This is a genomic window from uncultured Chitinophaga sp. (assembly GCF_902168175.1).
Classification (GTDB): domain Bacteria; phylum Bacteroidota; class Bacteroidia; order Chitinophagales; family Chitinophagaceae; genus Chitinophaga.
Window position 1 is genome coordinate 1 of record NZ_CABHOU010000097.1, and the last position, 13151, is coordinate 13151.

Annotated in this window: 10 protein-coding genes; 3 read left to right on the forward strand and 7 right to left on the reverse strand. The window is 48.5% G+C overall.

Features of this window, described 5'->3' with window-relative positions; translation table 11 throughout:
• The 7 genes from QZT80_RS23460 to QZT80_RS23490 all read right to left on the reverse strand — a co-directional run.
• Positions 1-547, reverse strand: a 547-nt coding sequence (locus QZT80_RS23460) for a hypothetical protein (protein WP_295128138.1), incomplete at its 3' end; no start/stop codon positions are given.
• Between the two features lie 70 nt (positions 548-617).
• Positions 618-1775 (reverse strand): NAD(P)/FAD-dependent oxidoreductase, encoded by a 1158-nt coding sequence (locus QZT80_RS23465; RefSeq protein WP_295128141.1) that lies wholly within the window; start codon positions 1773-1775, stop codon positions 618-620.
• Positions 1776-1789: 14 nt separating this feature from the next.
• Entirely contained in the window at positions 1790-2386 is a 597-nt protein-coding gene (locus QZT80_RS23470) for a TetR/AcrR family transcriptional regulator (RefSeq protein WP_295128144.1), read from the reverse strand.
• 153 nt (positions 2387-2539) lie between these two features.
• The gene (xth, locus tag QZT80_RS23475; RefSeq protein WP_295128146.1) at positions 2540-3313 is read right to left on the reverse strand and encodes an exodeoxyribonuclease III; all 774 of its coding nucleotides are present in this window, start codon (positions 3311-3313) and stop codon (positions 2540-2542) included.
• The gene (locus QZT80_RS23480; protein ID WP_295128149.1) at positions 3313-3894 is read right to left on the reverse strand and encodes an O-methyltransferase; all 582 of its coding nucleotides are present in this window, start codon (positions 3892-3894) and stop codon (positions 3313-3315) included. Before QZT80_RS23480 ends, xth begins: the two co-directional genes overlap by 1 nt.
• A 126-nt stretch (positions 3895-4020) precedes the next feature.
• A complete protein-coding gene (locus QZT80_RS23485; protein ID WP_295128152.1) occupies positions 4021-4557 on the reverse strand; it encodes a pyridoxamine 5'-phosphate oxidase family protein in 537 nt (178 codons plus the stop codon).
• Positions 4558-4674: 117 nt separating this feature from the next.
• The gene (locus QZT80_RS23490; RefSeq protein WP_295128154.1) at positions 4675-7155 is read right to left on the reverse strand and encodes a DNRLRE domain-containing protein; all 2481 of its coding nucleotides are present in this window, start codon (positions 7153-7155) and stop codon (positions 4675-4677) included.
• A gap of 338 nt (positions 7156-7493) precedes the next feature.
• Between QZT80_RS23490 and QZT80_RS23495 the strand changes: the two genes are divergently transcribed.
• From QZT80_RS23495 to QZT80_RS23505, 3 genes are all read left to right on the forward strand, one after another.
• Positions 7494-8270, forward strand: a complete 777-nt coding sequence (locus tag QZT80_RS23495; RefSeq protein ID WP_295128157.1) for an alpha/beta hydrolase — start codon at positions 7494-7496, stop codon at positions 8268-8270.
• Positions 8271-8349: 79 nt separating this feature from the next.
• On the forward strand, positions 8350-9090 hold the full coding sequence (locus tag QZT80_RS23500) for an SDR family oxidoreductase (RefSeq protein WP_295128159.1): 741 nt from the start codon (positions 8350-8352) through the stop codon (positions 9088-9090).
• Positions 9091-9803: 713 nt separating this feature from the next.
• Positions 9804-13145 (forward strand): SusC/RagA family TonB-linked outer membrane protein, encoded by a 3342-nt coding sequence (locus tag QZT80_RS23505; protein ID WP_367112889.1) that lies wholly within the window; start codon positions 9804-9806, stop codon positions 13143-13145.
• The last annotated feature ends 6 nt before the right edge of the window (positions 13146-13151 follow it).

The window sequence follows — 13151 nt, forward strand, 5'->3', positions numbered from 1 at the left end:
CATTGTGTACCTGCACCATCCAGTCGTCGGCCGCATTATCGTCGGCCCCGTCCGAAATATATTTAAGGCACAGGAAAGGAATGTTCTCTTTCTTGGCGATGAGCGCCAGCGGATACGCTTCCATGTCAAGCACATCGTATTCTACCGTACTATGGCCCATTTCGAAACTGTCGCCTGTACCGCAGATGCCTTCTGGTAAGCCCGGCAGTTGAATGCCATACGATAAAACAGGCTCCTGGCCCGAAAGTGGTGTTTCGTACTTCTGATAACCAAGTCCCGTAACATCCATATCGCGCTGGATGAACTTTGTACAGCACACTACATCGCCGCGGTTAAATTTGGTACTGCCTGCAGAGCCAATATTAACGATCAACCGGGGTCTCTTCTCATAAATCTTTTTAGTGAGATGATAGGCCGCACTCACTTTGCCAATGCCTACTACAACAGAGTTGTATTCATCAAACTCACCTGCCGCTTCGGAGTCGAGCGCAAACACGAGTAATGTCCCTTCTTCCAGTATTTTGGCCGCTGTTATTTTCTCTATCATCTTTTATTATTTGATACAGGTTTGAGCTGGCAAATGTAAAACATCATCTTTAAATACCGATGCTAAATCGCTATTCCTGTGGCCGCACGCCACTGAACATCGCCAGCAGGTTTTCCAGGCCTTCGTTGCAGTGCATCGATTCTGTTTGAATCAGTGTCATTTGGGCGGTTGCGGATGCCCGTGACAACATTTGCAGCTCGTAGACGGCTATGGCAGCGGCGGCATCGTGGAAATTATTGCCGGTAAGGGCTTTGGCTAACTCCAGCGCGTCCAGCATCGCCATATTTACCCCTTCCCCGGCATACGGAGGCATCAGGTGAGCGGCATCGCCCAGCAGGGTGAGGTTGGGTAGGGACGGCCAGTGTTGGTCGGTGGGCATACAATATTGCGGTCTGGGTATAAAATTGGGTTCAGCTTTGTCGAACAGCTCTTGCCAAATGTTGCTCCAGCCTGCAAACTCCTGCTTAAACCAGTTACGCACCTGCTCGCGGTCGGAGAAGTTGATGCCGCTTTCTTTTACCCAGTTTTCAGTTGTTTTACACCCTGTATAAAATACCAGGCTACCGTCACCTTTAGAACTTACGATCAGTGATTTCGCATCTCCCAAAGCAAAAATTTTACCACCAGCCAGCAGTGTATGTATGGCTGGTGCATTGTTGGCGGAATCGTAAACGGCCCCTTCAACAATGGTCATGCCTGCAAAAAAGGGCTTAATAGGGGTAATGTAAGGGCGTAGTTTGGAATTGGCACCATCCGCCGCAATCACGATATCAGCCAAGGCTGCACTGCCACTATGGAATTCGAGTTTCCAGCGGTCGTCCTCCTGTACCAGTTGTTTGAAGTGACTATCCCATACTACCGTGCCTTCTGCGAGTGATTCCAGCAATATTTTACGTAGGGGGCCACGATCTATCTCCGGGCGAAACAGTTCACCGGCTTCTACTTCTTCATCCAGTAATATAGCGCCGTGTTTATCTACTACGCGCGTTTTATCTGCACCCGGACGATAGTTCGCTTTAAATGCGTCCATAAGGCCCGCTTCCTGCAAGGCTTTTAAACCCGAATCTTCATGAAGGTCAAGCGTAGCGCCCTGTACACGTACGTCTTTGTTTATATCGCGCTCGTATACCTTTACCTCAGCGCCTTTCATTTGTAACAGGCGTGCCAGCGTTAATCCGCCGGGGCCTCCGCCTACTATGGCTATTTTTTTTTCGTGGATGGGTTTCATTGATACCTGTTTTATTATTTAATCATTCCTTTAATCACCGCCTCGCAACACTCCGTGAGTACTTTCGCAGTAATCACCTGTTTGGGACGATCGGTGTGTTCAAAGTATTCATTCACTAAGTCAAATAAGGGTGCGAACAGCATGGCACGCAGCGCCTGGTTTGGGAGTTTAGGAATAAGGCCTGCCCTTACATGGCTTTTCAGAAAAAGCCGGATCGGCGAAAAGTACTGCCCTTCCTGTATATTTTTTTCCCGGTAAGCATTATTCAGTAGGGGCGATGATTTACCATACTGCATCAGTGAAAACGCATGCTGGTTGTTTTTGAAGTACTGGAATGTATTCTTCCAGATCAGCTTCACACCTTCCGCAAATTCCATATCCTCGGAAAAATTCAGTAACACAGCGGCTTCGTAAGCACCTAACACTTCGTCAATAAACAGTTTTACCAGGAAGTCTTCTTTGTTCTCATACTTCAGGTAAATGGTGCGGGGCGATATGTTCGCTGCCTTCGCCAGCTTCTGCATGCTCAGGTTCTCCAGGCCTTCCGCCGCAATAATTTGCAAGGCTACGCTACGGATAGCTTCCTCTTTTTCTAAGCTTTTGGGTCGCATATAGATGGTTTGATGGCACAAAGTAAGTAAATGTTCATTTACTTACCAAATTTTATGTGCTAGCTAAAAACAGAACAGGCATCACCGTAGTCAAACGACGGTGATGCCTGTTCTTGTAAGAATTATAATGAAAGACCTGGGGTTATTTGGGCCTTACTCCGCCACCTCAATCCAAACCGGCCCATGATCGCTCGACTTCTCCCAACCCCTCACATGCCTGTCTACCCCGGCGGCCAGCAAACGTTTATCCATTTCTGCATTCAGTAAAAAGTGATCAATGCGTAAACCTGCGTTGCGTTCGTAAGCATTCCTGAAATAGTCCCAGAATGTGTAAATCGTTTCTTCGGGGTATAGTTTGCGGATGGCGTCTGTCCAGCCTTGGGCCATTAGCTTTTCAAAGGCGGCACGGGTTTCGGGGCGGAATAATGCATCCTCCGTCCAGCGCTCTGGTTTGTATACGTCTTTGCCTGTGGGGATTACATTGTAGTCCCCCAGTAGCACTACGGGCTTTTTGGAAGCTATCAGTCCGGCGGCGTGTGTAGTAAACCGCTCGAACCAGCCCAGCTTATAATCGAATTTAGGGCCGGGGGCGGGATTGCCGTTAGGCAGGTACAAACAGCCAACATGAATACCATCGATGATGGCTTCTATATAGCGGCTGTGTACATCTTCAGGATCGCCGGGCAGGCCGCGGCCTACTTCCTGTATTTCCCTGTTCTTCGCAAGTATAGCTACCCCGTTCCAGCTTTTCTGGCCATGCCATATAGCGTTATAACCTGCATCCCGTATGGCCTGCTCCGGAAATTTTTCCTGGGGGGCCTTTAGTTCCTGGAGGCAGGCAATGTCGGGAGCCGATTCTTCCAGCCAGCGAAGTAGTACGGGCAGGCGGCCATTCACGCCATTCACATTATAAGTAGCTATTTTCATTATTTAGTTTTTTTACTGGCGATGATTATTCCTGTAGCCCAGCATTGTTTGGTAATATTGATATCATCCCTGCTTTCGAGATCTTTTATCAACTTTAATGCCTTTTCCTCATGGCCATCGGGCCAGTTAGTTTGCGGTAGCATGTCGTCAATGATATACAAACCGCCGGGCGCCAACATCGACAAAGCTTCGTCGAGCATCAGGTATTTTCCATGCCAGGTATCTGCAAATATATAGTCAAATTGCAAATCACGGTGTGCGGTAATCCATTCGCCTCCGTCTGCCTGTACCAGTTCCAGGCGCATATCTGTTAAATGTTGTTGGGCGATAGTCAGGAAAGTAGGGTCGTTGTCTACGGATATCAGGGTAGACGAAGCATCCATGCCATCTAATATCCACGCAGCAGAGAGGCCGGTTCCTGTACCCAGTTCAAGGAATTTACCACCGGGCTTCAAACCCGCCAGTGTGCGTAACAATGAACAAGTCGTTACATCAGAGGCCATCGTAAATCCCGATTGTTTAGTGGCTTCATCAATAGTGCGGTAGGCGGCGGGGTATCGGGTTACTACTTCGTCAATCATCTCGTGGTGTTTTTAATGTATCTAATATTAAGCAGAAATTTCGGGGTATGCAAGCTGGCCGCTGCCAAAAGAGGAAGGGATGCACATCAGTACATCCCTCGTAACTATCTGATTTAAATTTGCGGGTTACACCTTTAACTTACCTTCAATGGAATCGTCGAGCGTCTTGCCGATGGCAGCACCAATCAGCGTTTTCGCGAAAGCCACTATTTGCCCGTGTTTAGTGTCCCAATAATAGCCGTCGCGTGGACTCACCCTGATAACTGTAATACGCGGATCATTTTCTCCTTCCGTGAACCAGGTTTTAAGTATCGGGTTCCATAACTCTTTTATCTGCGCCTTATCCCGGCTGATCGAAGCATGTCCGTACAGCGTCATAAAATCGGAGTGGGGGCTACCCTGGAACAGTAACTGTACGTTAGGGTCGGCCTGAATGTGTTTGTTCTTATAACTATCTGCGGCGCTGAGGAATAAAAGATCGCCCTTGTCATCTACTTTTTGTACCGACATCGGGCGGGTAGAAAACTGCTCGCCACCAATAATGCGTGTACAGAAAAAGCAGCTCTGGGCTTTATCTACCAGTATCTTTAGCTTTTTAACCGCTTCACTGCCCTGCAGGTCTTCGTGGTTTTCCTCCGGTTGTTGTTTGTTGATGCTGTCCATGGTGTATGATGTTTCCTGATACGGCCATAAAATCATGCCTGAACCAATAAACTCTGCCATAACAGAAAGGAGCGGCCCCATTGCTGGAAGCCGCTCCCGGTTTTACTAATAAACTGCTTACTTCACCACGGAAATAGTGAGCGCTGTTCCGCCTCCTTTCTCCATTTTGAGGTAGTAAATACCCGCAGGCAGGTGTTTTACATCGACTTCATTGTTCCCGTTTTTATCGAGCATTACCTGCAATACAGGTGTGCCGGACGAATTGTACAATATGGCTTTACCCGCAATACCTGAGCGTACATACACTACGGAGCTGCTGGGGTTAGGGTAGATGGTGGCTGCCAGCGGTGCTTTTCTTACTACTGCCAATGGCCCGGAAAGCAGGCTACTGCCTTCTGTAAGCATAAGTGATGGCCTGTTGCCTGCACTGGCCTCACTGCTTGCAAATGACAGGTCGGAGGTGCCTGCACCGGAGCCGCTGTAAACGCCGGAAATGTGAATGGTTATAGCCGTATCACCACGCTGGATACTGCTTAATAAAGTGTCGCGGCTCAGGTCCCATATCATCCAGCCGCCGCCGTAATAATAATTGGAGTACAGCGAGTCTACATGACTGCTGTCGGCAATGTAACTGTTCCAGGTAAGAGGATGGCTGCTGTTATCCCAGTTGGTTTTATTTAGCCAGCGTGCATATAGTTTTGTACCGCCCGCACCGGAGTTAACACCGGTTACTTTTACCGCGAGTTTAACGGAGTTAACATTTGCCAATGTTCCTCCATAGTCCGATAAACGGAACTTCAGGAACATTTCGCGTGTAAAACCGCTGGCCGGATCGGGCTTCACCGTCATCGATGAGTCGTTGCCATAATTGGTGGTAACATAACTGCCGTTACGGATATAAGTATCTGCAACCGGCGTTATACCTGCAGGCCTGCTCATGGGCTGGAAGTCGATGTCGATGACCGGCAGGTTATTGACGAAACTATACGGATAGGTAATATCGCGCGACGATCCGTTGGTGAACAGGAAACGCATGCGTAAGGTATATGTGCCGTACTTTTTCCAGAGTTCGGCCACAGGCATACTTACGAAGAAGCTGTCGGAACCAACAAGATTGGTTACCCAGCCCACCTGGTCGTAGTTAGCGCCGTCATCATTATTATCATTATAAGCCAGTATCGAGCTTACGTTCTTCGTGGCGGTGTAACGCCCGCTTAAGATAATATTGCCGCCACTATATGAGGAGTGGAAGGATGTAAATGTGGAGGTGCCGCCGCCATACAAATCTGCAATGGTATCTTCCGAACGGAAGGTTTCGGATACATGAAGGGTGGCACATTCTACGGCTGTTAGAAAAGTAGGTGTTTCCATGTAAGTGGTATTACCTGATCCCATCAGCGCAGTGCCCATCGCAGGATTGGCCTTTTCGGAAACTTTTTCTTTATCGTGCGGCAGGTTTAATCCATGCCCCAATTCGTGTACCAGTCCGCCAATGTAATTGGAGCTGCCAACGTAGTTGGTGTCGATATTTGGATTGTCCAATGCAAAACAATACCTGCCTAAACCATAAAATGGATTGTAACCCATTTCGGGCAAAAGGACCAGGTAATGAGAACTGGTTTTTTCTTCGGGATGCGCTGCGTAGTACGCATTGATCTCAGGGATAATGAGCGAGCCGCCTCCCTCATAAGGATAGTGTGTTTTATCGTACAGGCCATTGATGATGGTGAGTTTTACCATGCCGTTGGACTCTTTGTTCAATCCGAATGTTTCGCCGGTATACCCCCAGTGGTTCATCCACTTACGATAAAAGTTTTGTGCAGCGAGCATAATGCCATTCAGTCGCTGGCGGTAATTCACAACGGTATCTACATCGGTGGGCAGGAAGTAGATGAGGTTGAGATTGTGTTTGCGGCTTTCGGCCTGTGGTAAGGTTGGCGTTACTACACTGTCTAGGTGATAGTACACGGTGAGCTTTGGCCGCAGACTGTCTACACCATGCTCCCGGCTGTAGGCCGATGTATTGGCGCTGCTGTTAAGCCTCGTGTAAATAGCGAGCGAAAACTTGTTGCCCAGGGCCTTTGCTGCGCTATAGGCTGGCAGTATGCCACGCCAGGTGGCGCGATACGGAGCGGCTTCGGAAATGGTGCCCGCTGGTTTGGGCACGGTGCCTAATGTGTCGCTGCCCAGCGCGGGTTTGTTGTTCCAGTTAATGCCTGTTTCTGTCCAGGTAGTGTCTGTAACACGCAACGCATGCCAAACGTGGCCGCTGCCCGATTGGGAATAATAAACAGATGCACCAAGTGATACAGAATCGACCAGCGCATTATACGGCAGGTTAAGGTCGTTCAGGTTAAATCTCAGGTAGGTAATGAGATTGTATACCGACGAGCTGCTGCTTTGTGAATAACGGAAACGTAATTGCGTGGAAGTGCCGTAGTTAGTGTACCTGCCGCTGTCCGCCGTATTACTGTTTACGTACGAGTCGCCGGATACGGTAATTGTTTTTGAATAAGTTTGCCCAATACAATAAGTGCCTGCCGCCAACAGTAATGCGGTAAGCATGAGCTTTCGTAATGCCAATTGTGTTTTTTGCATGTAATGAAAATTAGGGTTGAAGTGATTTTGGTCTTAGGAAAATAGGTAAAAGGTGTTGCTATTCATATCAAGTGCGTTAAGCCGGGTAGTGTACAAACAGTATTTTTTTTGACGTTGATGAGATAAACTGCGCCTGCAAGTAACTGATAACCGGTAGGTTACAGGGATGGTTGAATGTTTACTGCCGTTGTTTACGCATTTCACTATATCGATGTAATAAAAGCCGCAATAAGATATCCAACTAATGCCTGCTATTATCCATTGTCCACGGTGCGGGTCTGCGGTAGCTTTACAACATCAAACCTCATCTCTCCTCATCACATAAATAAAATTTAAAAATGAAAAATGTATTCGTAATGCTACACCCCGGGAAAGCGTTAGCCCTGTTAATGCTGCTCTGTTTTTCTTTCACCGTTGCACAGGGGCAAACGGGCATCAAAAATATAGTACTGGTACATGGCGCTTTTGCCGATGGCTCGGGCTGGCAGGGCGTTTATAACGCGTTGTCGAAAAAAGGTTATAATGTAAGCGTAGTAGGCAATCCTAATACGGGTTTTGCGGATGATGTAGCGGCTACCAAACGGGTACTCGACAGGCAGGACGGCCCGGCTATATTGGTTGGGCACTCTTATGGCGGCGCTATTATTACGGAAGCAGGCAACCACGAAAAAGTAGCGGGCCTGGTATACGTAGCTGCATTTGTACCTGCGGATGGTGAAACATTATTGCAGCTATTGCAGGCTGGTCCGCCCGCCACGGAATCAGGTATTCTTCCTCCGGATGCCGCAGGTTTTGTATGGTATGATCCGGCCAAGTTTCATGCTGGCTTCTGCGCCGATCTGCCGAAAGAGCTGGCTTCTTTTATGGCTGCTTCGCAGGTGCCTGTATCGGCCAGCGTGTTTGGTACTTCGATTAAAGATGCTGCCTGGAAGAATAAGAAGTCATGGTACGCGGTGTCTACCGAAGACAAAACAATTCCGCCCGACGGACAAAGGTTTATGGCTAAACGCGCAGGTGCTACTGTTACTGAAGTAAAGGGAAGCCATTGTGCATTTATCTCCAAACCAGCAGAAATTATTAAAGTAATAGAGGCCGCAGCAAAAGGTGTAAAATAGATAAGACATTTGGGGAGCAGGGAAGTCCGCCCGAGGGCGGTTTCCCTGCTCATCCAGTTTGTCAGCTTAAACTTTGATTATGAACCTTGAAGGGAAAAATGTACTGATTACGGGCGGCGGCTCGGGTATTGGACTGGAAACGGCGTTGCGTTTTGTAAAATTGGGCTGCCGTGTACTGATCACTGGGCGCAACTCCGAGAAGTTAACTCAGGCGGCCGGCCTCGACGATGCTTTGTCGTACCAGGTGTGCGATGTGACCAATACTGCCGATGTAGCGAAACTGGCGGAATATGTGAAGAATGACTTCGGCGGTATCCAGGTATTGATGAACAATGCGGGACTGGCCTTTCTTCATCAGTTAGACGACCACACCTCCGCCTACGACCTTGCCCGCCAGGAAATAACGACCAACTATCTTTCTGCGATTAATATGATATCTCACCTGCTGCCTGTATTGAGAGAACAGTCGGAAGCCGCGATCATCAATGTATCGTCTATCACAGGTTTTAGTCCTGCGTTATCGCTACCCACTTATTCGGCCAGTAAGGCAGCCCTGCATGCGTACAGCCAGGCGCTTCGTCATTCCCTGGCCCTGGTATCGGCCATCAAGGTATTTGAGGTAATGCCATCACTGGTAGATACCGATTTTGCTAAAGATATTCCCGCGGTAAAGATCAGTGCGGCGGAAGTGGCGGAGGCTATTATTAAAGGTGTGAGTAACGATATAGGAGAAATACATGTGGGTGATGCAGTGGGCTTCTACGATGCTTTTTTTAGTAAATCGCCGCAGGCAATGCTGGTGCTGAACAGGCTGGCCTGATGAAGTATCCGTCCGGAAACCGCAGTAGTGCTGTTATTAACAGATATAGGCAATATGATACATTTAATATTGACTGCCGGTGAAAGCCGGCTTTAGATTTTGTCGTGGCGGATGTCCTGTTGCTGCACATTTGGACATCCGCGGCCGGCAGACCGCGATAAGTTACTGCCTGAAAATCGCCTGGCGCCAACCTTCCTTGAACAAACAGATGGAACCATATCCCGGTGCTTTCGCCGCCCGGCCTTCAAATTGATAGGAAATTAACCTTCTTCTCTACAGTCTATTGTCACTCTCTCCTAACTCTCTCCACACTCTCAGGTAACTCCAGGGTACTTTGCTAAAATAACATCAGTGGTTTTTGCCTTTGGCAGAGTACGGCAAACTATCTAACGTACACGCCCATCCGATACATTATTTTTTACGTTTCTAAATGATTCAGTTTCATACTCATTCCTGATACATATGGGGGATTTTACAATTGTTAAAAAAAAGCTAAACATTGATTATTATTACGTAACTTATGTTCAGCTAGGCTGTAACCATCCTACCTGTTTATTTGTTGTTGTGAAACTCAAAGCCGCAGAGGCCCCGGACGAAGAATGAAATTGAGCGCTGACAATATCAACCATAGATCGTAATATCCAAAACCATGTATGCCCATGTATTTAATGGTACACTCCTATTCTATTCGGGGATGGCTTAAAAAGTTCCCGTTGGTCTTATTTTTTTTGCCTGCACTGGCCGCTATCCCTACTGAAATGCATGCTGCAACGGGAACTATCGCCTTCCAGGATTCCTCCCGGCTGCCACAGGCCCGCGGTAAGGTTTTGGACGCAGAAGAAAACATTCCACTCCCCGGCGTTACGGTCGAGAACCTGGTAAATCACCGGGGCGTTCTGACCACCGTTAACGGCGACTTTGTAATTAATGCCAATAGCGGCGACAGCCTCCGTTTCTCTTACATCGGCAAAAAATCTTTCGTCACGGTGTTCCGCGGCAGTGCCATTACAGTCAGGCTGACCAAACTGGAAGGCGTACTGTCTGAGGTGGTGGTAACCGGTTTCCAGGACCTGGACAAACGTAAGTTTTCCGGGGCGGCCGTTACCCTTAAGGCCGACGATGTAAAAATGGACGGTGTGGTAGATGTAAGCCGTATGCTTGAAGGCCGCGCTGCCGGCGTATCGGTACAAAACGTATCGGGCTCGTTTGGCGCTGCTCCGAAACTGCGCGTACGCGGCGCTACCTCTATTAATGGTGATAACAAACCATTGTGGGTAGTCGATAACGTGGTGCTGGAAGATATCGTCAACATTTCCAACGATCAGTTGTCCAGCGGCGACCCTACTACTTTGTTAGGTTCTGCAGTGGCTGGCCTTAATGCCAACGATATCGAAAGCTTTGCCATCCTTAAAGATGCTGCGGCCACCGCCCTTTACGGTGCCAGAGCGATGAACGGTGTAGTGGTAATCACTACTAAAAAGGGCCGGGTGGGTAAACCCCTGGTTACGTATACCGGTAACTTCAGCACGCAGCTAAAACCCAATTACCGCGAGTATAACATTATGAATTCTGCGGAACAGATGGGTGTATACTCCGAGCTGGAAGATAAAGGGGTACTGAGAATGGGCATTCTGGATGGCGGTAATTACGGCGTGTACGGTAAATACTGGAACGGCGTTACGCAACTGGACGCGAACGGTAATTTCCTATACGAAAACACACCCGAAGCGGAACTGGCTTACCTGAAACGGTATGCAAAGATCAATACCGACTGGTTCGACCTGCTGTTCAATAATAACTTCCTCCAGGAGCATTCCCTGGCCATTTCCTTTGGTACCGACAAATCACAGTCGTACTTCTCCACCTCTTATTATGGAGATAATGGCTGGGCGGTTTCAGACAGGGTGAGCCGCTACACGCTTAACTTCCGTAATAACTATACGTTTTCTGACCGTTTAAAAGTGGGATTCTCTACCCTGGCTTCTGTAAGGCAGCAGCGGGCAGCGGGCTCACTGGGCCGGCAGGCTAACCCGGTAGAAGGACAGTTTGACCGTGATTTCGATATCAATCCCTTCAGCTTTGCCCTTAACAGTAGCCGCACCTTGAGCGCTTTTAACGACGATGGCAGCCGCGAGTTCTTTACCCGCAACTTCGCCCCGTTTAACATCCTCTCGGAGCTGGAGAATAATTACCTGGACATTAATGTAATAGACCTCCGCCTGCAGGGCGATCTTAGCTACAAAATCACCAACGACCTCCGTTATGAGTTTGTGGGCGCGTTGCGTTATGTGAAGTCCTCCCGCGAACACCAGATTACTGAAGATGCTAACATGGCCAACGCTTATCGTGCCGCGGGCAACTCCACCATCAGGGCCAATAATAAATTCCTTTACCGCGATCCGGAAAACCCTGAAGCGGAACCAGAGGTAGTACTGCCCTACGGAGGCTTTTACAACCGGGTAGAAGATCAGCTGGTTAACTACGATTTCAGGAACAGCCTGAATTATACAAAAACGATCAACGAGCTGCACTCCTTAAACCTGCTGGCAGGTATGCAGGTAAAATCTGCCGACCGCCAAAACTTTAATAACACAGGGTTTGGCTACCAGTACGATAATGGTGGGGTGCCTTTTATAGATTATCGCATCGTAAAGCAAACTATCGAGAGCAATTTCCCGTATTATGGTATGAGTAAGGACTACGATCGTTTTGTGGCCTTCTATGGTTCTGCCGGTTATTCGTTCGATCAGAAATACAACTTTACCGGTACGGTGCGTTACGATGGGTCTAACCGACTGGGTAGCTCACGCACGGCACGCTGGCTGCCTACCTGGAGCGTGGCAGGGTCGTGGAACGTTGACAGGGAAAAGTTTATGGAGAATGTTTCCTGGACCGACTATCTCACACTCCGCGCCTCGTATGGTTTAACGGCGAGCCTTGGGCCTGCTACGAACTCGACCATCGTATTGCGGAATATCAACAGCGCCCGGCCTTTCCTGACCGAATCGGAGTCGGTTATCCAGCTTGCCAACCTGGAGAACTCGGAACTTACCTGGGAAAAGTCTTATACGGCTAACGTCGGACTGGATGCAGGGTTCTTCGGCCAGCGGGTGAATATGAGCCTGGATGTTTATCAGCGTAAAAGCTTCGATCTTATCAGCATTATCCGCACTTCCGGCATAGGTGGAGAGTCCGAAAAAGCAGCCAACTATGCAGATATGGATTCATGGGGTGCGGAAGTACTCATTGGCGGAAATATCATTAAAAAGAAGGACTGGGGATGGCGCACCAACTTCACCTTCGGTTATAATCAAAGCGAAATTACAAGGGCCTCCAACCGTCCCAGGATATTTGACCTGGTAGTGCCGGAAGGTGGTAACCTGAAGGGGTATCCGGTACGCAGCCTGTTCTCGATTCAATACCAGGGGCTGGACCTCGTAAATGGCATGCCGCTGTTTACGGACGAAACAGGTAAAACTGCCGGTGGTGTGTATCTGCAGGACCAGAACATCAGTTACCTGAAACACGAAGGACAGATAGACCCAACTATTACGGGCGGGTTCTCCAACACCTTTAACTATAAAGACTTCTCCGTGAATTTCTTCCTGACCTACCAGTGGGGAAATAAAATAAGATTATACCCGGCATTTAAAACCAGCTATTCCGACCTGGATGCGCTACCCAGAGAGTTCAATAATCGCTGGAGAATACCGGGTGATCAGGCGTTTACAAATGTACCTTCTTTATTGGGTGCTATGGAACAGTCGAGGCTGGGTGGTATTTATCCTTATAACAACTATAACTATTCTACAGAAAGAGTGGTGAAGGGTGATTTCATCAGGCTGAAAACAGTATCGCTGAGCTACCGGGTGCCGCCTAAATTCCTGAACCGGATAAAGATGAACAGCGCCAGTATCACCGCAGCCACTACCAATCCATGGCTTATTTACTCGGATAAGCGGTTGTACGGCCAGGACCCTGAATTTTTTAACGCGGGTGGCGTGGCACTGCCTATCCAGAAACAATATACACTCTCGCTGAAAGTTGGTATTTAATCTGTT